Annotated in this window: 22 protein-coding genes; 13 read left to right on the top strand and 9 right to left on the bottom strand. The window is 69.7% G+C overall.

From position 1 onward, the window contains the following. The first annotated feature begins 109 nt into the window (after positions 1-109). On the top strand, positions 110-1006 hold the full coding sequence (locus tag NG1_RS27575; protein WP_062975587.1) for a nuclease-related domain-containing protein: 897 nt from the start codon (positions 110-112) through the stop codon (positions 1004-1006). 37 nt (positions 1007-1043) lie between these two features. Here NG1_RS27575 and NG1_RS27570 read toward each other — a convergent pair whose 3' ends face one another. Further along, a complete protein-coding gene (locus NG1_RS27570; RefSeq protein WP_062975585.1) occupies positions 1044-2996 on the bottom strand; it encodes an acyl-CoA dehydrogenase family protein in 1953 nt (650 codons plus the stop codon). A 103-nt stretch (positions 2997-3099) separates the two neighbouring features. Here NG1_RS27570 and NG1_RS27565 point away from each other — a divergent pair, with 103 nt between their 5' ends. The 3 genes from NG1_RS27565 to NG1_RS27555 are packed head-to-tail and all read left to right on the top strand — an operon-like array spanning position 3100 to position 6313. After that, positions 3100-3753 carry a TetR/AcrR family transcriptional regulator gene (locus NG1_RS27565; RefSeq protein WP_062975583.1) on the top strand — a complete coding sequence of 218 codons (654 nt, stop codon included), beginning with the start codon at positions 3100-3102 and terminating at the stop codon, positions 3751-3753. Then, positions 3753-4685 carry an ABC transporter ATP-binding protein gene (locus tag NG1_RS27560; RefSeq protein WP_062975649.1) on the top strand — a complete coding sequence of 311 codons (933 nt, stop codon included), beginning with the start codon at positions 3753-3755 and terminating at the stop codon, positions 4683-4685. Before NG1_RS27565 ends, NG1_RS27560 begins: the two co-directional genes overlap by 1 nt. Then, the gene (locus tag NG1_RS27555) at positions 4682-6313 is read left to right on the top strand and encodes an ABC transporter permease (RefSeq protein WP_062975581.1); all 1632 of its coding nucleotides are present in this window, start codon (positions 4682-4684) and stop codon (positions 6311-6313) included. The genes NG1_RS27560 and NG1_RS27555 overlap by 4 nt, the downstream gene beginning before the upstream one ends. Positions 6314-6448: 135 nt before the next feature. On the opposite strand, the gene NG1_RS27550 is transcribed toward NG1_RS27555, so the two are convergent. Then, the gene (locus NG1_RS27550; protein WP_040866511.1) at positions 6449-7303 is read right to left on the bottom strand and encodes an LLM class F420-dependent oxidoreductase; all 855 of its coding nucleotides are present in this window, start codon (positions 7301-7303) and stop codon (positions 6449-6451) included. A gap of 234 nt (positions 7304-7537) precedes the next feature. Here NG1_RS27550 and NG1_RS27545 point away from each other — a divergent pair, with 234 nt between their 5' ends. The 4 genes from NG1_RS27545 to NG1_RS27530 all read left to right on the top strand — a co-directional run bounded on the left by NG1_RS27545 (position 7538) and on the right by NG1_RS27530 (position 13847). Beyond that, positions 7538-8962: a threonine/serine exporter family protein gene (locus tag NG1_RS27545; protein WP_245660085.1), complete on the top strand. Its 1425-nt coding sequence runs from the start codon at positions 7538-7540 to the stop codon at positions 8960-8962. Between the two features lie 107 nt (positions 8963-9069). Then, a complete protein-coding gene (locus NG1_RS27540; protein ID WP_062975579.1) occupies positions 9070-9726 on the top strand; it encodes a biliverdin-producing heme oxygenase in 657 nt (218 codons plus the stop codon). 84 nt (positions 9727-9810) lie between these two features. Further along, positions 9811-11514: a bifunctional metallophosphatase/5'-nucleotidase gene (locus tag NG1_RS27535; RefSeq protein ID WP_084499230.1), complete on the top strand. Its 1704-nt coding sequence runs from the start codon at positions 9811-9813 to the stop codon at positions 11512-11514. Between the two features lie 302 nt (positions 11515-11816). Continuing rightward, on the top strand, positions 11817-13847 hold the full coding sequence (locus NG1_RS27530) for an SDR family oxidoreductase (protein WP_062975577.1): 2031 nt from the start codon (positions 11817-11819) through the stop codon (positions 13845-13847). Positions 13848-13912: 65 nt separating this feature from the next. On the opposite strand, the gene NG1_RS27525 is transcribed toward NG1_RS27530, so the two are convergent. Next, complete coding sequence (locus tag NG1_RS27525) at positions 13913-14482, bottom strand: cutinase family protein (RefSeq protein ID WP_245660084.1); 570 nt, start codon at positions 14480-14482, stop codon at positions 13913-13915. Between the two features lie 244 nt (positions 14483-14726). Continuing rightward, positions 14727-15731: a zinc-binding alcohol dehydrogenase family protein gene (locus tag NG1_RS27520; protein WP_062975643.1), complete on the bottom strand. Its 1005-nt coding sequence runs from the start codon at positions 15729-15731 to the stop codon at positions 14727-14729. 211 nt (positions 15732-15942) lie between these two features. Between NG1_RS27520 and NG1_RS27515 the strand changes: the two genes are divergently transcribed. Together NG1_RS27515 and NG1_RS27510 are read left to right on the top strand one after the other, a co-directional pair. Then, a complete protein-coding gene (locus NG1_RS27515; protein WP_062975573.1) occupies positions 15943-16581 on the top strand; it encodes a TetR/AcrR family transcriptional regulator in 639 nt (212 codons plus the stop codon). Positions 16582-16583: 2 nt separating this feature from the next. Continuing rightward, a complete protein-coding gene (locus NG1_RS27510) occupies positions 16584-18269 on the top strand; it encodes an FAD-binding dehydrogenase (RefSeq protein WP_373686201.1) in 1686 nt (561 codons plus the stop codon). Positions 18270-18272: 3 nt separating this feature from the next. On the opposite strand, the gene NG1_RS27505 is transcribed toward NG1_RS27510, so the two are convergent. From NG1_RS27505 to NG1_RS27495, 3 genes are all read right to left on the bottom strand, one after another. Then, positions 18273-19139 (bottom strand): expansin EXLX1 family cellulose-binding protein, encoded by an 867-nt coding sequence (locus NG1_RS27505; protein WP_062975571.1) that lies wholly within the window; start codon positions 19137-19139, stop codon positions 18273-18275. Between the two features lie 224 nt (positions 19140-19363). After that, complete coding sequence (locus tag NG1_RS27500; RefSeq protein ID WP_309247339.1) at positions 19364-20101, bottom strand: IclR family transcriptional regulator; 738 nt, start codon at positions 20099-20101, stop codon at positions 19364-19366. A 142-nt stretch (positions 20102-20243) separates the two neighbouring features. Next, positions 20244-20504 (bottom strand): three-helix bundle dimerization domain-containing protein, encoded by a 261-nt coding sequence (locus NG1_RS27495; protein ID WP_062975568.1) that lies wholly within the window; start codon positions 20502-20504, stop codon positions 20244-20246. Between the two features lie 239 nt (positions 20505-20743). On the opposite strand from NG1_RS27495, the gene NG1_RS27490 reads away from it, so the two are divergent. Both NG1_RS27490 and NG1_RS27485 read left to right on the top strand, forming a co-directional pair. Beyond that, positions 20744-21220, top strand: a complete 477-nt coding sequence (locus tag NG1_RS27490) for a nuclear transport factor 2 family protein (RefSeq protein ID WP_062975566.1) — start codon at positions 20744-20746, stop codon at positions 21218-21220. Between the two features lie 79 nt (positions 21221-21299). Then, positions 21300-22352 carry an aminotransferase class V-fold PLP-dependent enzyme gene (locus NG1_RS27485; protein ID WP_062975564.1) on the top strand — a complete coding sequence of 351 codons (1053 nt, stop codon included), beginning with the start codon at positions 21300-21302 and terminating at the stop codon, positions 22350-22352. A gap of 478 nt (positions 22353-22830) precedes the next feature. On the opposite strand, the gene NG1_RS27480 is transcribed toward NG1_RS27485, so the two are convergent. Both NG1_RS27480 and NG1_RS27475 read right to left on the bottom strand, forming a co-directional pair. Beyond that, positions 22831-23907 carry an NAD(P)H-dependent amine dehydrogenase family protein gene (locus NG1_RS27480; protein ID WP_062975562.1) on the bottom strand — a complete coding sequence of 359 codons (1077 nt, stop codon included), beginning with the start codon at positions 23905-23907 and terminating at the stop codon, positions 22831-22833. A 1-nt stretch (position 23908) separates the two neighbouring features. After that, the gene (locus NG1_RS27475) at positions 23909-24700 is read right to left on the bottom strand and encodes an SDR family oxidoreductase (protein WP_062975560.1); all 792 of its coding nucleotides are present in this window, start codon (positions 24698-24700) and stop codon (positions 23909-23911) included. Between the two features lie 96 nt (positions 24701-24796). On the opposite strand from NG1_RS27475, the gene NG1_RS27470 reads away from it, so the two are divergent. After that, positions 24797-25669, top strand: a complete 873-nt coding sequence (locus NG1_RS27470; protein WP_062975557.1) for a helix-turn-helix domain-containing protein — start codon at positions 24797-24799, stop codon at positions 25667-25669. Positions 25670-25687: the final 18 nt, after the last annotated feature.

Here is a 25687-nt window from a genome sequence, read left to right as displayed (position 1 = left end):
ACCCGGGTGTGCACCCGACACGCCGTTCGCGCGGCGTGGGCGCGGCGAACCCGTTGCGGCACCTCGTATCCTGTCCACTGTCGAGTGTCGACGTGAAGGGTGGCCGCCAATGCTCGTGCGAGTCCAGAACGCCGCAGGCACCAATGCCGAGCGCGCGCTGATCGATTGGCTGCGCACCTGGAAGGACTCCGCGAGTCCGCACGGTGTCGCGACGATCACCTGCAGCCTGTTCCACAAGGATCGGCTGCACCAGTTCGATGCCGTGATCTGGACACCGACCAGCTGCGTGGTGATCGAGGCCGACGCGCTCGCCGCCCGCCAGGACGGTGTGCTCGAGGTCCCGCTGAACGGGCCGTGGAGCATCGGCGGCGAACCGATCGCGACGGAGAGCCGCGACCGCCGCACACCGCTGGACAAGTCCCGCGAGCACACCTTCGCGCTGCAGGAATGGCTGGCCGCCCGCGGTCTCGGTCAGCGCGTCGTGCACGGCGTCGCGCTGCTCGTCACGTTGCCCGGCGCCCAGCTCCAGCTCGAACAGCGCTGGGCCGATCCGAGTTTCGACGTGATCATCGGCGACGATCCCGGCCGGCTCCGGCACTACTTCGACGCGCTCGCCGCCGAGGAGAAACACCTCTGGACGGCCAACGACGTCGCCGTCGCGTTCCGCGGGCTCGGCATCCTGCCTTATCTCCCCGCACCGCAGGAACTGATCAACGAGGGCTTCCTCGGCCCGATCGACATCACGCTGTGGCACGGCGGCCCCAATCAGGCGCAGGCCGAGGCCTACGCGGAGGAACTCGCGCAGGCCGAACGAGAGGCGCAGGCGTCCCGGTACGCCATCCGGGCTCCCTGGTACAGCCCGTGGAAGTTGTATCCACGGGAGAGCGGTGACCTCGACCTCGGCCGCGCGGTGATGCGCACCCTCCTGGCCATCGGCATGGTGGTCGGCTTCGTCTGGGTGGTGTGGTTCCTGGTCACCGCGTTGACGACGTACGGGCCGGGCTGATCGGCCGCGGGCGGGCGGCGGCCGATCGTGGCAGCCGCTACGAAGACGCCGAGATCGGCTGGTTCCGCTCGAAGACGCTCGCGTCGTCGAGCATGGCCGCGCGCAGCATCGACTCCGGCACGCCCATGGCCTCGACCAGGGTCAGCGCGTGCGGACGCAGCCGGTCGACCAGCTCGTTCACGCCACGGCGCACGGCCTTGGCCCGGTCCACCGACATGAACCGGTGCATGATGTACCAGGCCTGGTTCTCCTCGATCGTGCAGTAGACGAACAGGTCGCACATCCAGTCGGCGAGTTCGCGCGCCTCGGGGTCCTCGATGTCGGAGATGCCCTCGATGAACGCCTCGAGCACCAGGCGGTCGATGTGCGCCGCGCCCGCGGCCAGGATGTGGTCCTGGGCGTTGTTGAACGCCTCGAACGGACCGGTCTCCTCGGCCCTGGCGCGCAGCCGGTGCGCCGCGGTCCGGACCAGGTAGTCCTCGCGGTCGGCGAACAGCTGCAACTGCACCACCCGGCGGGACAGGTCGCCCTCGTCGATGGAGTCGTCTCCCCGGTCACGCAGGGTCTGGATGAGCTGGCGCACGCCGGACCGCTTGCGCACCACGTCGCCGGCCATGGTGGCGGCGAAGCGCACCCAGCCCAGCGCGTCCAGGTCGCGCACCTCGTCGGCGTAGGAGGTGAGCAGTTCCTTGGCCACCAGCTGGGTGAGCACGACGTTGTCGCCCTCGAAGGTGGTGAAGACGTCGGTGTCGGCCTTCAACGTGACCAGCCGGTTCTCCGTGAGGTAGCCCGCGCCGCCGCACGCTTCGCGGCACTCCTGGATGGCGCGGGTGGCGTGGTTGGTCTGCGCGACCTTCAGGCCCGCCGCGCGCTTCTCCAGCGCGCGCTGCGCGCCCTCCTCGAGGTTCTGGCCGGTCTGCACCAGATGCATCCGGCGCACCAGGTCGTTCTGCGCGAACGCGAGGGCGTAGGACTTGGCGACCAGCGGCAGCAGCCTGCGCTGATGGCTGCGATAGTCCAGCAGCACGGTCTCCACACCGGTGTCGGGGTCGGAGAACTGCCTGCGCTGCAGGGCGTAGCGCATGGCGATGCTCAGCGCGACCCGCGCGCCGGCCGCCGCCGCGCCGCCGACGCTGACCCGCCCGCGAACCAGGGTGCCGAGCGTGGTGAAGAACCGGCGGCTCGGGTTCTCGATCTCGGAGCTGTAGGTGCCGTCCGGCGCGACATCGGCATAGCGGTTGAGCAGATTCTCCCGGGGCACCCGCACGTGGTCGAAGACGATGCGCCCGTTGTCCACGCCGGGCAGGCCGCCTTTGAGGCCGTCGTCGTAGGTGGTCACGCCGGGCAGGTCGGCGCCGTTCTCGTCGCGGATCGGCACCAGCAGGCAGTGCACGCCCTTGTTCTCGCCGAGCGTGATCAGCTGCGCGAACACCGCGGCCATCCGCGCGTGTTCGGCCGCGCCGCCGATGTAGTCCTTACGGGCCGACGGCGTCGGCGAGTGCACCACGAACTCCTGGGTCTGCGGGTCGTAGGTGGCCGTGGTCTCCAGGTTCGCCACGTCGCTGCCGTGCCCGGACTCGGTCATGGCGAAGCAACCGAGCAGGTCCAGCGAGATCAAGCGCTCGATGTACTCCCGGTGCCGTTCGGTGCCGAGGTTCTCCACCGCGCCACCGAACAGTCCCCACTGCACGCCCGACTTCACCCACAGCGACAGATCCGCGTACGCCAGCATCTCCAGCCCGACCACCGCGGCGCCCGGCTCACTGGTGCCGCCGTTCTCCCGGCGGAACCCGCGCTCGGCGAACCCCATGGTGGAGATCGCCTTCATCTGCTCGAGCACCCGCGCTCGCGCGGCCTTGTAGTCCAGGTAGGGGTCGCCGGTGAACTCCTCCCCGGCCAGCAGGGTCCGGGCTTCGTCCCGGACAGCCGCCCAGGGTCCGTCGAGTGCCGCGCGTAGGTGGTCCGCCGTCGTTGCCGTGCCGCTAGTCATGTCTCGACGATAGCCCGGTAGACCGGCGGCAAACCGTGATGCGCGACAACTCCGGGACAGGGTCTTGCTAGACCGTTGAACACGCGTTTAATATACTGAACATGTGTTTAACCAACAGCCCGTTCCGCAAGGATCCGCCGAGGATCTGACCACCGCGGCCCGCATTCGCGATACCGCGATCGAGGTGTTCGGCGAGCACGGATTCCAAGTGGGCGTCCGCAAGATCGCCGCCGCCGCCGGCGTCTCGCCCGGGTTGGTCAACCATCACTTCGGTTCCAAGGACGGCCTGCGCGCCGCCTGCGACGACCGAGTCCTGCAGCTGATCCGCGACGAGAAGGTCAAGGCGATCACCGCGTCGTCCATGAAGGCGGGCATGCTCGACGCCCTGGCCGAGGTCGAGTCGTACGCGCCGCTGGTCGCCTATATGGTGCGCAGCCTGCAGGCGGGCGGACCGATGGCGGAATCGTTGTTCGAGCACATGACCGCCGATGCCGAGGGCTATCTCGAGAAGGCGGTCGAGGCCGGCAGGATCAAGCCGAGCCGCGATCCCGCGGCGCGCGCCCGCTACCTGATGATGCTGAACGTCGGCGCGACCATGCTGTACATGCAGATGCGCCAGCACCGCGACGAGAAGATCGACTATCGCAAGGCGATTCGCGAACTCACCGAAGAACTCACCCCACCGGCCCTGGAGTTCTACACCCAAGGGCTGATCACCGATCCCACGATCTTGGACACATTCACCAAGGAGAAATGATGTCCGACATTATCGAAGTCCGCGGTCTCCGCAAGACTTTCGGTCACGTCACCGCGCTGGACGGCCTCGACCTCACGGTCACCGAGGGCGAGATCCACGGCTTCCTCGGCCCCAACGGCGCGGGCAAGTCCACCACCATCCGGGTACTACTCGGGATCCTGCGCGCCACGGGCGGGCAAGCCAGGCTGTTCGGGCGCGACCCGTGGGCCGATGCGGTCGCCCTGCACCGCGAATTGGCTTATGTGCCGGGCGATGTGACGCTGTGGCCGTCGCTGTCGGGCGGGGAGACCATCGATCTGCTCTCCCGGATGCGCGGCGGTCTCGACGAGACACGCAGGGACGAGCTGATCGAGCGCTTCGACCTCGACCCCCGCAAGAAGGCGCGCACCTACTCCAAGGGCAACCGCCAGAAGGTCGCGCTGGTCGCGGCGCTGGCCTCCGGCGCGCGGCTGCTGCTGCTCGACGAGCCGACCTCGGGTCTGGACCCGCTGATGGAGCAGGTCTTCCGGGAGTGTGTGCACGAGGCGCGCGAGCGCGGCGCGACGGTCCTGCTGTCGAGCCACATCTTGTCCGAGGTGGAGGCGCTGTGCGACCGGGTGACCATCATCCGGGCCGGGCGCACGGTGGAGAGCGGCTCGCTGTCGGACCTGCGCCATCTGTCGCGCACGTCGATCACTGCCGAATTGATCGGCGACGCAGGAGATCTGAGCCGCATCCCCGGCGTGGAGGACATCGAACTCGACGACCACACGCTGCGCTGCCAGGTCGACAACGAGCACTTGGGCGAGCTGATCCGGGTGCTCGGCGACGCGGGCGTGCGCAGCCTGACCAGCACGCCGCCGACGCTCGAGGAGCTGTTCCTGCGGCACTACCACGTCGACGGCCACGACGCCGAGTCCGCCGCTGTCACCGGGGAGAAGGTGCGAGCATGACCACCGCCATCGCCGGGCGCGCCGCGACGGCGCAGCTCGGCGTCTACCGCGACTTCGCGGGCACCGGGCGGTTGCTTCGGCTGTACCTGCGCCGCGACCGGATCGTGCTACCGCTGTGGACGCTGCTCATCGGCGTGATGCCCGCGTTCCAGGTGGTCAGCATCAAGGGCTTGTACGACAACCAGGCGTCCTTGGACAGCTTCGCGCGCACCACGGCCGACAGCCCCGCGCTGATCGCCATGTACGGTCCGGTGTTCAGCTCGGCGCTCGGCTCGATCGGCACCTGGAAAGCCGGCGCCATGTACACCATGATCGCCATCGCCACGGTGCTCACGGTGATCCGGCACACCCGCGTCGAGGAGGAAACCGGGCGCGCGGAACTGGTGGGCGCCACCAGTATCGGGCGTTTCGCCGGTCTCACCGCCACCCTGATCATGACCTACGCCGGGGCGGCGCTCGCCGGGATCGTGTGCGCGCCGGCGCTGTATGCCGCCGACCTGCCCGGAGCGGGATCGGTGGCCTTCGGCGCCGCGCTGGCGGCGTCCGGCATCGTCTGGGCGGCGATCGCCGCGGTCGCCGCTCAGGTGAGCGCCGGTGCGCGAGTGGCGCGCGGCGTAGCCTTCGGCGCCCTCGGCGCGGCCTTCGCCTTGCGGGCGGTCGGCGACGCCGGAAACGGTGTGCTGTCCTGGTTCTCGCCGATCGGATGGTCGTTGCAGATCCGCCCGTACGCCGACGAACGATGGTGGGTGCTGCTGCCCTTCGCCGTCCTCGCCGTGGCGGGCACCGTGCTGGCGTACGCGTTGCTCGGCAATCGCGACGTCGGTTCGGGGCTCATCGCCGAGCGTCCCGGGCCGCCGGCCGCGGCGCCTGTGCTGTCCGGCCCGTTCGGATTGGCCTGGCGGTTGCAGCGCGGCACCCTGCTGGCGTGGACGGTCGGCTTCGCCCTCTACGGCCTGCTGATCGGCGGCGCGGTCAACAGCGTCGGCGACATGCTCGACGGCAGCGCGTCCATCCGCGACATGGTCACCCGGATGGGCGGCTCCCAGCAGCTACAGCAGTCGTTCATCACCTACGCGATCACGATGCTGGCCGCGGCGGCCTCCGCCTACTCGATCTCCGCCGCCCTGCGCCTGCACGACGAGGAGACCAGCGCCCGGGTCGAGGCGACGCTGTCCGGTGCGGTCGGCCGCGTCCGCTACGCGCTGAGCCACATCGGCTTCGCGCTGCTCGGGCCCGCCGCGGCACTGCTGGTCTCCGGCGTGGCGATCGGCATCGTGTACGGCGCCACCGGAGGTGATCTCGGTACGAAACTCGGGCAATCGATCGGCGCCGCCGCCGTGCAGGTGCCCGCGGTCTGGGTCGTCACGGGCATCGCGGTCGCGCTCTACGGTGTCGCACCGCGCTTCGCCCCGGTCGCCTGGGGTGTGCTCAGCGCCATGGTGGTGATCTTCTTCGTGGGCTCGCTGGACGGGCTGCCGCAATGGATGGTGGATCTGGTGCCGTTCGTCCACCCACCGAAGGTGCCCGGCGCCGAATTCCAGGCGCTGCCGGTGCTGTGGCTGCTCGCGGTCGCGGCGGTCCTGCTCGCCGTCGGCGTCACCGCGTTCCGCAGGCGCGACCTGCGCTGACGACCGACCCCGTGGCCCGCGCGAAGCCGCTTCGCGCGGGCCACTTCTCGTCCGGGGCGGTTCGCCTCGCGTCGGGCCGGTGCTCGCGGGCTTGCGACCGCGGCCACGGGTGACCGCGGTGGCGCGCCGAGCGCGTCACCCGTTGGGCTGGATACCCAGCTTCCCGGCCAGTCGCGTGAGGTAGGCGCGCACGTCCTCCGCCGCGCGATCGGGCAGCCCGAAAACCGCTTCCGTCACACCCGCTTCGGCCCAGCGCGCCAGCTGCTCGGCGTCGTGCCGCCCGGCGAGCGCGACGACCTCGGGCCGGTCGGCGCGCCCGTGCTCGCGCCACACCCGATGCAGCAGAGCGATTTTCTGATCCAACCCGTCCTCGGTAGGCGTGGTGATCCATCCGTCGGCGTAGTTCGCCAGCCAGGTGAAATTCTTCTCGGTGCCCGCCGCGCCGAGCAGGACCGGAATGCGTTTCTGCACCGGCTTCGGCCAGGACCAGCTGGCGCCGAAGGTGACGAACTCGCCGTCGAAGCCCGCCTCCTCTTCGGTCCAGAGCACACGCATGGCCTCGAGATGCTCACGCAGCACCGTCCTGCGCTTGCCCGCGGGCACACCGTGGTGGGCCAGCTCGTCGGTGTTCCAGCCGAATCCGACGCCGAGACTGACCCGGCCGCCGGACAGATGGTCGAGCGAGGCGATGGTCTTGGCCAGCGTGATCGGGTGATGCTCGGCGGGCAGCGCCACCGCGGTGGACAACCCGATGCGTTCGGTCACGGACGCGGCGGTGCCCAGCGCGACCCACGGATCCAGGGTGCGCAGATAGCGGTCGTCGGGCAGGCTCGCATCGCCGGTGCGCGGGTGCGCCGCCGCGCGAACCACCGGGATGTGTGTGTGCTCGGGGACGTAGAACGTGTCGAAACCGGCACGCTCGGCGGCCACCGCCGCATCCGCGGGGGTGATGCCCCGATCGCTGGTGAACAACACGATTCCGTACCGCACCGTACGCGCTCCCATCGCCGAAATTAGAACAAGTTCTACCACGATTCGCCGGGTCCCACCAAGGGGTGAGCGGTGCCGGCGCGCCTGCCGCGACCCGCACGGATGCCAACGAGACGTCGGATGACTAGGTTCGCCTCCATGAGTCTCGACGCATCTTCCGCAGGCGATGTCACCACCCAACGGGTGGATCACCTCGGCTGGCGTCGCGGGCTTCGCCTGCGGCGCGCCCGGCCCATACCCGTCGTCACCCAGGCCGTCGGCCTGCTGGTGGCCGACCGGCAGGCGACCGCGGACACCATCGTCACCGCGCCGACGCCGTTGCAGCCGATCGATCTCACCGACGACGCCGGAGTGGCCGAAGTCCTCGACCTCGCGGTCCGGGTCGGCGAGGTGGTGCTCGCCTCCGGCACCGGCGTGGTGGACACCACCACGACGGTGCGGTTCATCGCCGCCACCTACGGCCTGTCCCGCTGCAGCATCGATGTCACCTACGACGCCATCCGCATCTGGGCCGACCGCGGGCCCGCGCTGCCGCCGGCCAGCACGATGCGGATCGTGCACTATCGCGCCCTGGACTTCACCCGGCTCGCCGCGGTGGACCGGCTGACCCGCCGGATCCGCAACGAACTGGTCCCCCCCGACCAGGCCCGCGCCGCGCTCGACGCGATCACCTCGGCGCCGCACCCGTACCACCGGTGGACCGCCACCGCCGCGTGGTCGCTGATGGCGGCGGCGATCGCCGCGCTACTCGGCGCCGGCGCACTCGTGGCCGCGATCAGTTTCGCGACCACCGCGGCGATCGACCGCACCAATCGCGTCCTCAATCGCTACGGACTGCCCTTCTTCTTCCAGCACATGGTGGGCGGCGCCATCGCCGCGATCCCGGCCATCGTGCTGGCGAGCCTGGCCGCCCGCTTGCGGATCGACGCCGACCCGACCCTGATCATCGCCGCCGGGATCACCGTGCTGCTCAGTGGATTGCAACTGGTCGGCTCGGTGCAGGACGCGATCACCGGCGCACCCATCACCGCCACGGCCCGCATGCTCGAGGTGATGATGATGACCGGCGGCATCATCGCGGGCATCGCGTTCACCCTGCGCATCGCCGACCTCCTCGACGCCACGGTGCCACCGGTCTATCTGACCTCCGCCCGCGACATCACCGACCTGCCGGTGAAGATCCTGGCCGGTGCGGTGGCGGCCCTGGCGTTCGCGCTCGCCTGCTACGCCGAGCGCCGGGCCCTCGCCGCCGCGGCGGGCAGCGGCGCCGCGGGCATCATCTGCTTCCTGCTCGTCCAGCAGGCCGGGTTCGGTCCCGTGATCTCCTCCGGCGCGGCCGCCACGCTGGTCGGGCTGGCCGGTGGCCTGATGGCCCGCCGGGCGCTGACTCCCCCGCTGGTCGTCGCGGTCGCGGGCATCACCCCGTTGCTCCCCGGCCTCAAGGTCTACCGCGGGCTCTACGCCCTGCTCAACGACGAACTGGTGATCGGAGGCAACCAACTGCTGTCGGCCTTCGGCATCGGCTGCGCGCTCGCTGCCGGTGTCACCCTCGGCGAGTGGTGCGACCGCACCGTGCGCAGGCCCCGGATACTGCGCCGGTTCGGCTCGCTGCGCCGCCCGATCGTGCGGCGACGGCGCCGCTCGGCGTCCGCGCACTGAACCGCGAGGCGCATGCGCGCCGAACGCCCGCCCGGTAACCTCTTATCGAACTGGTCAGGGCGGCGCGATGCGATGGCGGCCCCGGTGTGAGGTGAGGTGGTTCGGACATGCCGGAAACAGATCCGTTCTCGAAGCAGATCCGTACCGCCACCGCGCAGCAGCACGCGGAGGCGGAGAACTCCCGCTTCATGAGCGACATGCTGGGCGGATCCCTCGGCGTCGACTCGTATCACCGCTACACCGGTCAGCTCTGGTTCATCTACCGCGCGCTCGAACAGCGGTGGGAGACGCTGGCCGGCGACCCGGTCGCCGGACCGTTCATCCGGCCGGAGCTGGCCCGCACCGCGGAACTCGAACGCGATCTCGCGCATCTGCTCGGCTCCGGCTGGCGTACCGGCCTGGAACCGTTGCCCGCCACCGCGGCCTACGCCGAACGCATCGACGCGTGCGCACGCGACTGGCCCGCCGGGTACATCGCCCACCACTACACCCGCTACCTCGGTGACCTGTCCGGCGGACAAGTCATCCGCGGCACCGCCGAAAAGTTGTGGAACTTTCCGCATCGCGGCGACGGCGTGCGTTTCTACGTCTTCGACGGCGTACACAATCCGGCGGCGTTCAAGCGGGAATACCGCGGCCTGCTCGATCGCCTGCCGCTCGATGATCTGGAGCGCCGCCGCGTACTCGACGAGGGCAAGCGCGCCTTCGCGATGAACACCGCGGTCTTCGAGGAACTCGCCGAGGAATTCCCGGCCGCTCAGTAGCCGGGTCCACCTGACGCATCGCGCTGCGGCGCGCGGTATTTCGGCAGTGCTGCGCGAATGCCGGGGACGTGGGACAGTCATGGTATGAGAGCGCGCCGTCGCATCGCCGTGGTTCTAGCCGGTCTTGTCGGCGTCGGTCTGGTGGAGGGTTGTGCCACGACATCCGACCCCGGCGCCGGGCCCGGTTCGTCGACGGCGGCACAGATCGTGCCCCTGATCTCGACGAACGATCTGCGCCCCGCGCAGCCGGACGAGGTGCACCTGTTCGGCTTCAACGATCTGCACGGAAACCTCCAGCCGCCGAGCGGGTCCAACGGGAAGATCGGCAGATACGACGCGGGCGGAGCCGCCTATCTCGCAACCCATCTGGCACGACTGAAGGCCGCCTATCCGTCCAGCGCCGTACTGGCGGCCGGGGACAACATCGGGGCGAGCCCGCTGGTCTCCAGCCTGTTCCACGACGAGCCGACGATCGACTTCCTCGGCAACGTGGGAGTGGCCGCCTCCGCGGTCGGCAATCACGAATTCGACGACGGTGTACGAGAATTGACGCGTTTGCAGCAGGGCGGGTGCGCGTGGGACGGCTGTTCTCCCGGCGCTCCGTTCACCGGCGCGAAATTCCCCTACCTGGCCGCGAACGTCACCGACGCGCAGGGCAACCTGCCACCCGCACTGCGCCCGTGGACCCTGCTGGAGGTGGGCGGGCACCGGATCGGCGTCGTCGGCACCGTCACACCCGACACCGCGAATATCGTTCTGCCCGAGGGCATCCGGGGCTATCTGTTCGGCGACCAAGCCGCCGCGATCAACCGCTACGTGCCGGAGATGAGAGCGGCGGGCGCGGAGGCGATCGTGGCGCTGACGCACGACGGCGGCTCCCAGCGGCCCGAACAGGACGCACCACTGGACTACAACGGCTGCGCGAACGTCACCCCGAACGTGACCGGGCTGGCCGAGCGGATCGACCCCGCGGTCCGGGCGCTGTTCACCGCGCACAGCCACCAGCCCTACGTGTGCACCGCCGGGGGCAGGGTCATCACCCAGGCATCGTCCTACGGACGGCTCATCACCGACGTCACGCTGCGTTTCGGCCCCGACGGCGTGCAAGCGTCGGCGGTCAACCGAGTGGTGACCCGCGAGGTGACACCCGACGCCCCGACGACCGCGCTGATCGATTTCTACACCGAGCAGTCCCGGCCTCGCGCGGGCCGCGTAGTCGGCGCGACCGCGGCCACCCTGCCGCACGACCCGAACCCGGGGGGCACCTCACCGCTGGGCGACGTGATCGCCGATTCCATGCTGTCGGTCACCGCGGGCTCGGCCGCCGCCGTGGCCGCCTTCATGAACCCCGGCGGCGTGCGCGCCGATCTGAAACAGGGACCGATCACCTACGGCGATCTCTTCACCGTCCAGCCGTTCGGCAACCAAGTCGTCACGCTCACGCTCACCGGCAGCCAGATCCTTCACCTGCTGGAACAGCAATGGACCCACCCCGAAAAACCGACGATCCTGTCCCTCGCGGGCATCGGTTACGCCTATTCCGATACCGCTCCCGCAGGCGCGAAGGTGATCGCGGGCAGCGTCCGTATCGGCGGGCAACCGCTCGACCCGGTCGCCGCCTATCGCGTGACGACCAACAACTTCCTCGCTTCGGGCGGCGACGGATTCACCGTCTTCACCGAGGGCGCCGACACCGCGGTGGGCCCGACCGACCTGGACGCCTTCGAGACGTTCCTGCGTGACAAGCCCCCGCTGCAAGCCCCGTCCGCACGGGTCGAGAAGAAGTAGCCGCAGCGGGACGCCATAAAGTTGCTGGACACTCGACCAGAACGCGAGTAACTGGAAATCTCTGTAACACATACCGTTTGACCTGCACGGACGGTGATCAGCCCCACAGGCCACACGGCCCATGATCGCTTGCCGGGGAAGCGCGCGCTCCATTACTCTTCAGTAATAAGTCAGGACGAAGGTGTTCCTACTTTCGGCCCGACGTCTGTCGCTGGGGGCCGAATCAACGCTGTCCGCATCCATTGCCGCATGCCGGATGACTTGTGCGACAACATGGTTCGAGTAAGCAGCAGGAGAGTGCGATGGCCACTTACATCGTGACGGGCGGAACCGGATTCTTGGGCAGGCGGGTCGTGCAGGACCTGCTGGATCGCGACGCCGACGCGATCGTCCACGTGCTGGTGCGTGAGACGTCGCTGGCGAAATTCACCGACATCGCGGCGGGCTGGCGCGGCGCCGAGCGGGTCTTCGCGCTCATCGGCGATCTCACCGCCGAGGGCCTGGGATTGGCGTGCGAGGCGCCGCGGGCCGACCACGTGGTCCACCTGGGCGCCGTCTACGACATGACCGCCGACGAGGACACCGCGCACGCGGCGAACGTCACCGGCACGCGCTCGGTGCTGGCCCTGGCCCGCGAGCTGGGCGCGGTGCTGCACCACGTCTCCTCGGTGGCCGTGGCAGGCGACCACAAGGGCAAGTTCTTCGAGGAGGACTTCGACCTCGGGCAGCGGCTGACCTCGCCGTATCACCGCACCAAGTTCGCCGCCGAGAAGCTCGTCCGCGAGTCGCGCGGCGTGCGCTGGCGGGTCTATCGCCCCGCGATCATCGTGGGCGATTCCCGCACCGGCGAGATGGACAAGATCGACGGCCCCTACTACTTCTTCGGCGCGATCGCGCGGCTGGCCGCGCTGCCGTCCGAGCTGCCGTTGCCGCTCCCCGACCTCGGCGCCACGAATATCGTTCCGGTGGACTATGTCTCGGCCGCCATGGCGGAGCTGATCCGCCGCCCCGGCCTGGACGGACGCACCTTCCACCTGGTCAACCCGGAGCCGCAGCCCTTCGGCGAGGTGTATCGCGCGCTTGCCGCCGCGGCGGGCGCCCCGACCGGTGTCGGCACGGTGCCGGGCAGCGCATTGGCGCTCAGCGGGCTCGCGCAGATCCCCGGCCTCACCGCTGTGCGCGATTTCCTGCTCGAGCAGGTGGGCATCCCGGTCGAAGTCGCTCCACACACCTCGTTCTCCGCGGAGTTCATCAGCGACTCCACCCGCGCCCAGCTGCGCGGTTGCGGCCTGACGGTGCCGTCGTTCGACAGCTACGCCGAGCGGCTGTGGCAGTACTGGCGCGACCACCTCGACCCGCAGCGCGGACGCGTGTCCATCACCGGTGACCCGCTCGCCGGACGGGTCGTGCTGATCACCGGCGCGTCCTCCGGTATCGGGCTGGCCACCGCGCACGCCGTCGCCCGGCGCGGCGCCACGGTCCTGATGGTCGCCCGCGGGCACGACGACCTGGCGGCCGCCGCCGACGCGGTGCGCGCCGAAGGCGGTGTCGCGCATACCTATCCGTGCGACATCACCGACGCCGAAGCGGTCGAGAAGCTCGTGCAGTGCGTGCTCGACGACCACGGCCACGTCGACTACCTGGTGAACAACGCGGGCCGCTCGATCCGCCGCTCGGTGCTCAACTCCACCGACCGGATGCACGATTTCGAGCGCACCATGGCGGTGAACTACTTCGGCGCCGTGCGGCTGATCCTCGGACTGCTGCCGTCGATGCGGGCGCGCCGCTTCGGGCACGTGGTGAACATCTCCTCGATCGCGGTGCAGACCAAGGTGCCCCGATTCGCCGCCTACGTGGCGAGCAAGTCGGCGCTGGACAACTTCAGCGAGATCGCGGCGGTGGAGAACCGGGATGCCGGGATCACGTTCACCTCGGTGCGGATGCCGCTGGTGCGGACCCCGATGATCGCGCCGACCGACCTGTACCGTTCGCTTCCGGTGCCCGATCCGGAGCAGGCCGCCGCGATCGTGGTGCGTGCGCTCGAGGACCGGCCGCATCGCATCGACACGCCGGTCGGCACCTTCGCCCAGGCGGTGGAATTGCTGATGCCGTCGGTGAAGCGTCAGATCATGCACCAGGGCTACCGCATGTTCGGCGAGTCCCGCGCCGCGCGGGGCGACGCGGAGCGCCGTGCGGCCGATCCGTCGCCCGCCACCGCGCCCGCGACCGGCGGCGGCGCGCTGTCCGCGCTGGCCCCGGTGATCATGCCGCTCATGGCGCTGCCGACCCCCGCGGCGCGCGTCGCTCGTATGGTCCCGGGCTTGCACTGGTAGCTCCGCACAGCTGAGTGGGGCCGACCTCGGTCGGCCCCACTCCCGCGGTTCCCGGTCCCGCGCGGTCACATCCGGTACACCGCGAACTCCACGGCGGGCCACATGGCCCAGCGGTAGTCGGTGTGCGCGGCCGGACGGATGCCCCCCTCGCACACCGGATCACCACTCGCGCAGTAGTTTCCGGTCCGCCAGGCGTATTGCTCCGGCACCGACCAGCCGACCAGCCGGATCGGATCACCGAACAACAGCACCGCCGCCACGCGGGATTCCAGATCCGCGGGCAGGGTGCGGATGCCACCGAGCGCGGTCACGATGCCGGTGCCGAGCACCCCGTGCGTCACAACGGCCCCCTGCGAGAAGCCGACCAGGACGAACCGCTGATCCGGGCACCGCGCCGCTTGCCACAGCACATGGGCGGTCATGTCCTGGGTGCCGCGGCCGATCGAGGACGTGTCGAGCAGGTCTGCGGGGTAGTCCACCCGATATGCCTGCGAATCGACCGGAAGTGCTCGCCACAGTGCGTCGTAGAGCGGGTCGCCCACCACCGCACCCAGATATCCGGGTTCGTGGGTGCCCCGGGCGACGACCACGTCGACCGCCGCGCAGGACGTCGCCCATGCGTGCAATCCCGTCACAGCCCCGAACCCCGCGACGAGCAGTAGCACAGCGAATGCCTCTACTACACGCCACTTTTCGAAGTGAATTACCTTCCGGTTGGCCATCGTACTCACCTACTCACGCCGTTGTGAGACAGCCGAGCGACACTTGTCGGTGACAATTACTCGGCTATATCCGCGAAGGTAAGAACGGCCCCGGAGGCCGTCAAGGAACTCCACCCGACCGATACCGAGTCAGCGCCGAATCGTGTTCTCCGGAGCTTTACGGTACGAGAACCGCTGCGCCCGTGAATCGTCCGTGCGCGAGGTCGATCAGCGCCCGATCGGCCATGTCCAGGGAGTACCCGTGCGTGGTCAGATGTATCCGGTGCTCGCCGGCGAAAGCCAGGAATTCGCGTGCGTCGGCACGGGTGTTCGCGGTGACCGATCGAATCTCCCTTTCCTGGAACAGATGCCGCTGATAGTTCAGCGCGGGAATGTCGCTGAGATGAATACCCGCGACGGCGAGGATCCCGCCGCGATCGAGCGCCGCGAGCGCGGGCGGCACCAGCTCACCGACCGGCGCGAACAGGATCGCCGAATCCAGCAGCACCGGAGGCGGATCCGCGGCGCCCTGCACCGACGCGGCGCCGAGCGCGGTCGCGAGTTCCCGCGCCGCCGGATCCCGGGTCATCACGTGCACCTGCGCTCCTTGCGCGGCGGCCACCTGGGCGGCGATGTGGGCACTGCCGCCGAAGCCGTAGATTCCCAGCCGACCGCCCGGTGGAACGGCGGCCCGCAGCAGCGCCCGGTACCCGATGATGCCCGCGCACAGCAAGGGGGCGGTGTCGGCATCCGAGTATCCCGCGGGCAAGCGCAATGCGTATGCCGCAGGAACACAAGCGAATTCGGCGTAACCACCGTCGGCGTCCCAGCCGGTGTAGGCCGAATGCGGGCAGAGGTTCTCCGCGCCGCGCAGGCAGAACTTGCACTCCCCGCACGTGTGCCGCAGCCAGGCGATGCCCACCCGGTCCCCCACCGCGAAACCCTCCCCCTCCGCACCATGCCCGACCGTGACGACCTCGCCGACGACCTCGTGCCCCGGCACCACTCCGGCCCGGTGCACCGGAAGATCGCCTTCGGTCACGTGCAGGTCGGTCCGGCACACGCCGCAGGCCAGTACACGCACCACCAACTCGCCGGGACCGGGTTCCGGGACGGAGGTTCGCTCCGCGTGCAACGGGCCGCCATCGATCGGGCCCGGCCTGCGCACCCGCCAGCATCGCATCGAAGCGCTACCGCCGCGGATCTGGCTCATCGTCGGATCACCTCGCTCCGATCGGATCGACACGGACCGGGCATCCCGGCGGGGCCGGGTGCGCCGGAATCACCCTACTCGGCGGATTCGGCCACGCCGCCCACCGACTTCTGATACGTTTCTGTATCGAGTACATTTCTGTATCCGATGCCTGGTCGAGGCCGAACCGAGGAGGTGCCCGATGGCGTCCGATGCCGCGCAGGCCGCACCCGCCCGGGTCACCCGCCGCCGCGCCGAAACCAGGAACCGGCTGCTGACCGCGGCCTACGACGCGTTCGCCGAGGAAGGCTTCGGGCGCGCCACCGTGGAGCGGGTGTGCGAGCGCGCCGGATTCACCCGCGGGGCGTTCTACTCGAACTTCAGCTCGCTGGACGAGCTGTTCCTGGCCATGTGGGAACAGCGCTCGACGGCGATGCTCACCGAGGCGAGCGCCATCCTCGACGAGATCGCCGCCGACGGCGCCGATGACGTGCGCGCCGCGGTCCGGCGACTGGAACGGGCGGTGCCGGTCGACGAGGGCTGGTACCGGATCACCGCCGAATTCACCGCGCACGCCCTGCGCACCCCGGCGCTGCGCCGGGTGATGGCCGCCCGCGAGGAAGCCATCGTCGCGGCCCTCATGCCCACCATCGTCGCGGCGCTCGCCCGCGGCGGCCGCACCGTGCCGGACCCGGAGGCGTTCGGCCAAGCGCTCATCGCCGTCCACGACGGGACCAGCGTGCAGGTCCTGATGGAGCCGGACAGCCGTGCCGCGCGCGAGCGCCGCACCGAACTGTTCCACCACGTCGTGCTGGCCTACAGCACCGCAACCGAAGGATGAACATGTCCCACAGCAGTTCCGAGGTGACGCCGGAGGCGGACGTCCTCGTCGTCGGCGCCGGGCTGGCCGGCCTGGTCGCCACGCACGAACTGGTCAAGGCCGGTCGCACGGTGCACGTGCTCGACCAGGAGAATCGCAACAATCTCGGCGGTCAGGCGTTCTGGTCGCTGGGCGGGCTCTTCTTCGTCGACAGCCCGGAGCAGCGGCGCCTCGGCATCAAGGACTCCTACGATCTGGCCTTGCAGGACTGGCTCGGCTCGGCCGGGTTCGACCGCGACGACGAGGACAAGTGGGCCAGGCAGTGGGCGCGGGCCTATGTGCGGTTCGCGGCCACCGAGAAGCGGGAGTACCTGCGCGAACTCGGCCTGCGGGTGACGCCGCTGGTCGGCTGGGCCGAGCGCGGCGGCGACCGCGCCGACGGACACGGCAACTCGGTGCCGCGCTTCCATCTCACCTGGGGCACCGGCCCCGAGGTGGTCCGGGTCTTCGCCGAGCCGGTCCTCGATGGCGAGCGGCGCGGACTGGTCCGATTCGGCTTCCGCCATCGGGTGGACGAATTGATCGTGGAGAACGACGCGGTGGTCGGCGTGCGCGGCGCGGTGCTCGAGGACACCGATCTGGACCGGGGACGTGCCTCGTCGCGGACCGAGGTGGGCGAATTCGAGTTGCGCGCCAAGGCCGTTATCGTGGCCTCCGGCGGAATCGGCCACAACCACGAGCTGATCCGGCGCAACTGGCCCACCCAGCGACTAGGACCGTGCCCGGAGACCATGATCTCCGGCGTGCCCGCGCATGTCGACGGCCGAATGCTCGCCATCACCGAGACCGCGGGCGGCGCCATCGTCAACCGGGACCGCATGTGGCACTACACCGAAGGCATCGTCAACTGGGACCCGATCTGGCCCGATCACGCGATCCGGATCATCCCCGGACCGTCCTCGATGTGGCTCGACGCGAACGGAAAACGCCTGCCCGCACCGTGTTTCCCCGGATTCGACACCAACTCGACGATGAAGGAGATCCTGAAGACCGGTTACGACTATTCGTGGTTCGTGCTCACCCAGTCGATCATCGAGAAAGAGTTCGCGCTGTCGGGCTCCGAGCAGAACCCGGACATCACCGGCAAGGACCTCAAGCTCACGCTGAAAAGCCGCGTCGCCAAGGGCGCACCGGGGCCGGTCGAGGCGTTCAAACAGCACGGTGTCGATTTCGTCGTGGCGGATACGCTGCGTGAACTGGTCGAGGGCATGAACAAGATCGCTCGCGGCCCCCGGCTGGACTATGACGATCTGGAACGCCAGATCGTCGCGCGGGACCGCGAACTGACGAACAAGTACAGCAAGGACAGCCAGCTGATGGCGATCGCCAACGCGCGCCGGTACCTGGGCGACAAGGCGGGCCGGGTCGCCAAACCGCACCGGATTCTCGATCCGGCCGCGGGCCCGCTGATCGCCGTACGGCTCAACATCCTCACCCGCAAAACCCTGGGCGGCTTGCAGACCGACCTGAATTCCCAGGTGATCCGGCCGGACGGCACCGCGTTCCCTGGTCTGTACGCCGCGGGTGAAGTCGCCGGGTTCGGCGGGGGCGGCGTGCACGGATACAACGCGCTGGAAGGCACCTTCCTCGGCGGATGCATCTTCTCGGGCCGGGCCGCCGGGCGTGCGCTGGCGGCGGAACTCGCCTGACCGCTACCGCTCGCACCGGGAGGCGACCGCGCCGGTCCCGGCCGAGGTGGCGAGGACCGGCGCGGAGGTGAACGACGGAGCGCCTGAGTAGAGCCGAGTCCGTGCCGCGTACCGCCCCGGCTCCACCGTGACATCGGTGATCTCGGCCTCGTTGCCGTAGACATCGGTCACGCGCGCGGTGAACGGGCCCGGCCCGGCGCCGGAGAGGGTCCAATAGTTGTCCGCCCGCCGGGTGAGCGGTCGCCACGGACCGCCCGCGGCGGGTCGAACAGCAACCTCACGCAATGGATTTCCGGTGCCGCCGAACAGGAGGCCGAACCAGGACGCGGAGGAATCCTGCTTCACCTCGTAGGTCAGCTCCTCCGCCGGTTGCGGGTCGCGGACCAGGCGATAGCCGACCCGCGCCACCCCTTCGTCGGCATCGGCGATCCGTTCGAACGCCGCAGCGCTCAGATCGAGCTGCCCCGGACCGCATGCCGGGCAGTGGTCGACCACCAGTGCCCGGACCGACCCGCGCGGACCCGCGATGTCCAGATACGCCCCACACAGGTCGGCGCGCCCGAAGTCGGGGGTGGACAGCCCGGCATAGAACCCGTCCGGCGGCAGCTCGGGAAAGGAGCACGACACCTGCTTGCCGAGCACGAAGTAGCGCGCTTCGGCGGATGTCTCCGGTCCGATCGGCGCGAATGTCATGGCGGTCACCGGATATCGGGACGGCGAGGACGCCTCGTGCAGAGGACTCGCCGCGACGCAGGTGGGCGCCGACGGCCGCACCAGCCAGACGCCCACCGCGACGGTGGCCAGCACGCCTGCGGCGAACCACAGCCACTCGGAACGGAATGGCCGCTCTTGGATCGGTACCCGGTGCATCGCTTCCCCGACTCCGGCTCGCCTGCTCGCGGACTGTCCATCCTGACCTCACCAGGAAAGCAGCCCCACCGCCCGGGCGCAGCGCGAACGAAAATTCTTCACTGTGAAAGACGCGCAATTCAGCAAGCACGCCGCTAATTTCGGCCTCGCCACCCGGCGACGGCACCGGCTGGTCGGAAATGATCCGGCGCGGCTCGGGCGAGACGACCGCGCCCACGGTGCGGTCAGCGCCTGCGCGCGTGCCGGGGGAAGAGGTTTCGTCCCGCCTCCTGGGCCACTTCGGCCAGCGCGCGGGCCAGCCGAGCGGTGTCCGGCATCACTGTCTCGGAACCGGTGCGGCCCGACAGCGACACCGCGGCCACCGCGGCGCCGCGCCCGCGAATCGGCACGGCCACGCAGGCGAGACCGGGTACGCACTCCTCGTTGTCGACGGCGACTCCCTGGCGATTGCGGATGCGCCCGAGTTCCCGATGCAGTTCGGTCCGGTTTGTGAGAGTGCGTGAGGTCAGTTGCGGCAGGTGGTCCCGGAAGGATGCTTCCACGATGCTCGGGTCCAACGTGGCCAGCAGCGCCTTGCCCAAAGCCGTACTGTGCGCGGGCATCCGGCCGCCGAGCCGGGTGGGCACGCTCGCGGCGAACCGGCCGCCGACCTTGTCCAGATACAACACGTCGCGCCCGTCCAGCACACCGAGGTGCCCGACCATTCCGGTCTGCTGACACAGATCGTGCAGCAGCGGACTCACCGCGTCACGGATCTCGTTGTGCTCGGCGGCAAGTCCGCCCAGCTCCAGCGTGCGCAGACCGAGCCGGTAGCCGCCGGGCGCGTGCGCCAGCCAGCGCAGCCGGATCAACTGGTCGAGAATGCGGTGCACGGTGGAACGCGGCAACCCGGTGCGCTCGGCCAGTTCGACGAGGGTGAGCGTCGGCGTGACGCCGTCGAAAGCCTCCAGTATCAGCGTCATCCGCTCGATCATCGATACCGGGGGCCGACCCGGCCGTGCTGCCTGTCCAGATCCGGTCCATAACTCCCCCGGCTCGGGATCGGTCATCACCTCGACCGTCATTGCCAACCTCCACGCGTACTCGCGTAGAGCTTAGAGGCCACTAGGGCGACCCGTGCGCGGAATCCGCGAGGGTGAACAGCCACTCGCGGGTGTACCGCTCGGCCAGCAGCGGCAGGTAGTTCACGACGGTGGCGTGGTCGGCGACATGATCGTAGGACGAGTGCAGATGATCCTCGATCGCGGCTTCGCTGGCGACGCCGTCGAATTCGTCCTCCAAGCGCTGCGCGGCCGCTTTCAAGGCGAGTTCCTGGTCGAGCGGGGTCTGCTGGTTCGTGCCGGGAGTGGCAGGGCGGTCGGTCATCGCAAGATTCCCCTGGTCGTGACGAGATCGGTACCTGAGGCGCTGTCGTAGCCCTACGACAACTCCTGTCCTACGGGTACCCGGTCGAACTGGTTCGACACCCCGCCCGTGACCGTCGGCCGCGCACCTGCGTCCGAACTCGCCTTCCGGAGGACGCGATCATCCGCTGTTCGACGCCGATCGCCAGCAAAATAGAACACGTTCTTGTCTGTGGCGACCGCGCGTGCCAGGCTCGACAGATGGATCTCGACGCCATCGAAGCCGTCCGCCAGCTGAAGTACCGCTACTTCCGGAGCCTCGACCTCAAAGACTGGGACGATTTCGCCGACACCCTCGCCGTCGACGCGGAAGGCCGCTACGGTACGCACGCCATGGGCGAGCCGCTGCACCTGGACGGCCGCGACGCCATCACGGCGTTCATGCGGGAGAACCTCGGCCCCTCGATCGTCTCCGTGCACATCGCCAACCACCCGGAGATCAGCGTCGACGGCGCGACTGCCACAGGATCCTGGGCCTTCGAGGACACCGTCATCGCCACCGAGTACGGGGTCCTGATCCGCGGTGCCGGTTATTACACCGACACCTACCGCCGCGACGCCGACGGCAAATGGCGCATCGCCTCCACCGGCTACCGCCGCATCTACGAATCCATGCAGTCGCTGGCCGACACGCCCAGCTTCCAACTGCTGTCCAACATGTGGGCACCGGAGAAGTGACCTCCGGGGCGCCGAAATCGGTCCACTATCGGCCCGGTGGCGCTGGACGGCCCGGCGCGGTCCGGCGGATGCTGCGAGCATGCCCTCCCTTGCGCCTGACGAGTTCACTCCCGAAACCACCTACCTGAACACCGCGTCCTTCGGTCTGCCGTCCGCCAGGGCACTGGCCGCGGTGCGCGACGCGAGTGCGAGCTGGGCGTCCGGCCGCGGTGCGCCGACAACCGAGGTGGATCGACTGGCACCCGGCCTGCGCGCCGGGTTCGCCCGGCTGCTCGACGGCGCGACCGCCGACGACATCGCGCTCGGCAGTGGTGTCGCGGGACTCATCGCCCCCGTGGCCACCGCACTGCCACCCGGCGCGGAGGTCCTGCTGCCGGAAGGCGAATTCTCCTCCGTGTCCATGCCTTTCGTGTACCAGGACGACCTCGTCGTGCGCTTCGTGCCCTTGCGGGAGCTGGCCGCGCAGGTGCGGCCGGAGACCGCGCTGGTGGCCATGAGTGTGGTCCAGTCCGCGGACGGCCGCGTCACCGATCTGGCCGAACTGCGCGCGGTGACCCGGACCAACGGCGCTCGCCTGCTGGTGGACGCCACCCAGGCCGCGGGATGGCTGCCACTGCGCTTCACCGACGCGGACTACTGGGTGTGCGCCACCTTCAAATGGTTGATCGGCGCACGCAGCGTCGCATTCCTCGCCACCCCGCCCGACCTCGTCCCGCAGCTGCGTCCGGTGGGCTCGAGCTGGTACGCCGCCGAGGACCGCTGGGCCGAGCTCTACCGCCCGGTCGCACTGCCCGCGACGGCACGGCGGTTCGACACGACACCGGACTGGCTCGGCGTCGTGGCGGCGCTGGCCGGACTGTCGCTGATCGAGGAACTCACCGTCGAGAAGATCGGCGCGCACGACCTCGAACTCGCCGACCGCTTCCGCGACGGCCTGCGCGACCTGGGCTTGGAGCCCGTCGACGCGCGCTCGCCGATCGTCTCCGTGCCCGGCGCTGCGGACCTGGCGGCCCGGCTCGCCGAGGCCGAAGTGATCGCCTCCGCGCGTGGCGGCGGGTTGCGGTTCGCCTTCCACCTCTACAACAGCGCCGATGACGTCGAGCGGGCACTGTCCGCACTGCGCGCCCGATAGCCCCGCGGCAGCCGTGTACCGCCCGGCCGGTCAGAGATCGAGGCGAGCCTCCAGCGCGGCAAGCCGTAGCGGGACGCGACCGAGCCACTGGTCCGAGACTGGGGCCGGAGTGCGGCGGCAGTGCACCGCACCGCCGGGTCGGAGATCAAGCGGGCGTAATTCAGTGCGATATGCCGCGTAGCCGTGCTACCGCCCCGCCGGTCTTCGACCACGGCCGGAGCGTCGAGCCCGCCGAATACCTCGAGCAGGCGCTGTCCGCACCGCGCGCCGCGCCCCACGAGAAATAGCCCCGCACGTCACCGGTCTGCGACCAGGACCGGATCCTGGGCCGCAGCCGCGTGGCCGCACGGCCGGACAATGAGCCGGGCCGGAGCCGAAACTCGAAGGGCCGCTGCCGATTGCTCAGCGCGGGGACCTCGTCACCGGTCGGTGATCAGGGCAGGCCGGACACGCGCGCGCCTCGGGGCCGCGACGTCGGTCACCGGCCAGGGCGGTGCGCGGGAGCGGTGATCAGCGGTAGATCCAGTGCGGTGAGGATTCCGGCGGGGGCGGCGACAACGGCGGGAACGGCGTTGACTATGCGCAAGCCAGTCGCCAGGACGGTCGCGTAGTTGTGATCCCCGTTGCGGCTCGAGGTCACCAGGTCCAGCGCGTAATCGGGCTCGCCCGTGATCTCGACCCGGTAGGAGCCCTCGGGGTGCGCCGGCTGTGGCCAGTCCGGGCACAGGTCGGGGCGCAGCCGGGTCACGTGCTCGAGCACCGTGACCGGCACGTCCCCGACCATGCCCCGGACTTCGAAACGCAATGCCGCCGCGGTTCCCTCGGCGATGTGCCCGGTCGCGATGTCGAACGACTCCGGCGCCGGGATGCGCTCGTAGGACTGGGTGACGGCGTCGAGGGTGACGCCGATCCCGGCGGCGAGCTGACGGACCGTGCCGCCCCAGGCGAGCGACAGCACCCCGGGCTGCAACAGCATGGGGATCTCGTCGACGGGCTTGCCGAAGCCCATGATGTCGAACATGACCGCCCGGTTGTCGTAGCTGGCGTAGTCCACGATCTCCAGGCAGCGCACCTGGTCGACGCGCAGGCAGGTCCCCGCGAGCGCGAGCGGCAGCAGGTCGTTGGCGAAACCCGGGTCGATACCGTTCACCCACAGCGACGAATTGCCCTGCGCGGCCGCCTCCTGCACCGGTTTCAGCAGCTCGTCGGGCAGCACTCCGTAGGGGTATTGGAAGAACACCGGGGCGCAGGCGACGACATTGATTCCGGCGGCGAGGATGCGCTGGAGGTCCTGCACGGCTTCGAACAGCCGGTTGTCGGTCATGGAGCAGTAGACGACGCAGTCCGGCCGCGACGCGAGCAACGCGTCCGCGTCGGTCGTGGCGGTGACCCCGACGGGGTGCTCGAGACCGGCGAGCGTCCCCGCATCGACGCCGCTCTTGGCAGGACCGGACACCCACACGCCGGTCAGTTCCAGTTCGGGATGGGCGATCACGCCGGCCAGAGCATGCCTGCCCACATTGCCGGTGCCCCATTGCACTACGCGATATGTCATGTCACAGATCCGGGATCGGGAGGTCGAGGTTCGGCATGATCAAGCCGCCGTCGGGCTCGAGGATCTTGCCGGTGAGGTACTTGCCCGCGGGCGACACCAGATAGAGCGCGGCCGCGGCGATGTCCTCGGGTTCGCCGATGCGGTGCAACGGTGTCTTCGATTCCAATTCGGTGCGCATGGCGTCGTTTCCCGCGACGATCTCCAGTGCGGAGGTCAGGATCGACCCCGGCGCGATGGCGTTCACCCGGATACGCGGGTTCAGGTCGAGTGCGGCGAGCCTGGTGTAGTGGGCGAGGGCGGCCTTGGCGGTGCCGTACGCCGCGAACGCACGCCCCGGCAGCCGCCCCATGGTCGACGTGATGTTCAGGATCGAACCGCCACCGGCGGTTTCGAGCATGCGCGGTACCGCGGCCCGGACCAGGGCGTGCGCGTTGGTGACGTTGAACTCGAACGCGTCCGTCAGCGCCTGCGGCGTCGTGTCCAGCAGCGGGCACGGCAGCGCCCCGCCCACATTGTTGACCACGATGTCCAGTCGTCCGAAGCGTTCGACCGCCGCCGCGGCGAGAGCCGCCGTGGCATCGGCGTCGCTCAGGTCCGCGGGCACCACGTGAGCCTGTCGCCCCGCGGCGGCCACGCGCGCGGCCACCTCCTCGAGCTGGCTCTCGGTCCGTGCGGCGATGACGACATCCGCCCCCGCCTCCGCGAACGCCACCGCAATGGCCGCGCCGAGACCGCGGCCCGCACCGGTGACTATGGCGACCCGATCGTCGATTCGGAACCGATCCAGAATCATTCGCGCTCCCTACGCTGGTGACGAATATTCGACAGCATGTAATCTAATATTCGTCATCGTAGGTCGCTCACCCGAGCGGGACAAGGGGTTGCGGACATGCCGGATCGATCGGCGTCGCCACCGACGCGTCGCGTCGTCGAAATCGTGTCGTTGCTGGCGGCCTCCGGGGAGCCGATCAGCGTCGCGGGCATCGCCGAACGTCTCGGCATCGCCCGTGCCACCGCGACCGCGATCCTCAGCGAACTGGACGCGGCCGGCTGGGTGGTTCGCGACCCTGCCCGCGGCTACGGCATCGGGCCTGCGCTGGCCGGTCTGCACGGCGCCGCCCTCCCGCACGGCGTCGGCGGCCTGCTCGCCGGTCTCGCCGCCCGGACCGGGTACGGCGCCACGTTCAGCCGCATCGAACCCGACCGGCTGACGGTGCTCGACGTGCGGCACGGCGTCGACCGCGTCGTTCCCGGAATCCCGGTGGGACATCGCATTCCGCTGCAGTTCCCGGCCGGCGCCAGCGTGATGCCGTGGCGGCCGGCGAACGAGCAGAACATTTGGCTGCGCACGGCCGCAGAAACGGATCAACGGATGGCCGGTGCGCTGCTGGCGCTGGTCCGCGAGCGTGGGGTGGCCGTCTTCCGGCCCCGCGCCGACGACGCGGGGATGGTCGATCTGCTCGTGGATCTGCTCGGCGCGGTGGGATCCGAACTGCTGCAACCTCATCTGCGCACTCGCGCGCTTCGCCAGCTCGCCGCGCTCACCTCGCGGCCCTTCACCAGAGCCGAACTGGATTCGGAGGAAGTCTTGCCGCTGAGTTATCTCGCGGCGCCGGTTTTCGATGCGAGCGGCGCCGCCGCATACGAAGTGCAGCTGGGACCGCTGCGCGCCGCGACGACCCGAGCGGAACGCGAGGAATTCATGGACGCGACGCGGAGCACGGCAGCCGCATTGACGACCGCGCTTACCGCCGACCGGTAAGAAAAGTAATTCCCGGAT

Source organism: Nocardia gamkensis NBRC 108242 (assembly GCF_001612985.1).
GTDB classification, from domain to species: domain Bacteria; phylum Actinomycetota; class Actinomycetes; order Mycobacteriales; family Mycobacteriaceae; genus Nocardia; species Nocardia gamkensis.
The sequence above is the reverse complement of the archived record's forward strand: the minus strand, read 5'-3'. Positions and strand labels throughout refer to the sequence as shown.

Bases quoted from the DNA above. Each gene is read 5' to 3' on its own strand.
- NG1_RS27575 (WP_062975587.1), top strand. From the start codon at position 110: ATGCTCGTGCGAGTCCAGAACGCCGCAGGCACCAATGCCGAGCGCGCG.
- NG1_RS27570 (WP_062975585.1), bottom strand. From the start codon at position 2,996: ATGACTAGCGGCACGGCAACGACGGCGGACCACCTACGCGCGGCACTC.
- NG1_RS27560 (WP_062975649.1), top strand. From the start codon at position 3,753: ATGTCCGACATTATCGAAGTCCGCGGTCTCCGCAAGACTTTCGGTCAC.
- NG1_RS27555 (WP_062975581.1), top strand. From the start codon at position 4,682: ATGACCACCGCCATCGCCGGGCGCGCCGCGACGGCGCAGCTCGGCGTC.
- NG1_RS27540 (WP_062975579.1), top strand. From the start codon at position 9,070: ATGCCGGAAACAGATCCGTTCTCGAAGCAGATCCGTACCGCCACCGCG.
- NG1_RS27535 (WP_084499230.1), top strand. From the start codon at position 9,811: ATGAGAGCGCGCCGTCGCATCGCCGTGGTTCTAGCCGGTCTTGTCGGC.
- NG1_RS27530 (WP_062975577.1), top strand. From the start codon at position 11,817: ATGGCCACTTACATCGTGACGGGCGGAACCGGATTCTTGGGCAGGCGG.
- NG1_RS27520 (WP_062975643.1), bottom strand. From the start codon at position 15,731: ATGCGATGCTGGCGGGTGCGCAGGCCGGGCCCGATCGATGGCGGCCCG.
- NG1_RS27515 (WP_062975573.1), top strand. From the start codon at position 15,943: ATGGCGTCCGATGCCGCGCAGGCCGCACCCGCCCGGGTCACCCGCCGC.
- NG1_RS27510 (WP_373686201.1), top strand. From the start codon at position 16,584: ATGTCCCACAGCAGTTCCGAGGTGACGCCGGAGGCGGACGTCCTCGTC.
- NG1_RS27505 (WP_062975571.1), bottom strand. From the start codon at position 19,139: ATGCACCGGGTACCGATCCAAGAGCGGCCATTCCGTTCCGAGTGGCTG.
- NG1_RS27500 (WP_309247339.1), bottom strand. From the start codon at position 20,101: ATGACGCTGATACTGGAGGCTTTCGACGGCGTCACGCCGACGCTCACC.
- NG1_RS27495 (WP_062975568.1), bottom strand. From the start codon at position 20,504: ATGACCGACCGCCCTGCCACTCCCGGCACGAACCAGCAGACCCCGCTC.
- NG1_RS27490 (WP_062975566.1), top strand. From the start codon at position 20,744: ATGGATCTCGACGCCATCGAAGCCGTCCGCCAGCTGAAGTACCGCTAC.
- NG1_RS27485 (WP_062975564.1), top strand. From the start codon at position 21,300: ATGCCCTCCCTTGCGCCTGACGAGTTCACTCCCGAAACCACCTACCTG.
- NG1_RS27480 (WP_062975562.1), bottom strand. From the start codon at position 23,907: ATGACATATCGCGTAGTGCAATGGGGCACCGGCAATGTGGGCAGGCAT.
- NG1_RS27475 (WP_062975560.1), bottom strand. From the start codon at position 24,700: ATGATTCTGGATCGGTTCCGAATCGACGATCGGGTCGCCATAGTCACC.
- NG1_RS27470 (WP_062975557.1), top strand. From the start codon at position 24,797: ATGCCGGATCGATCGGCGTCGCCACCGACGCGTCGCGTCGTCGAAATC.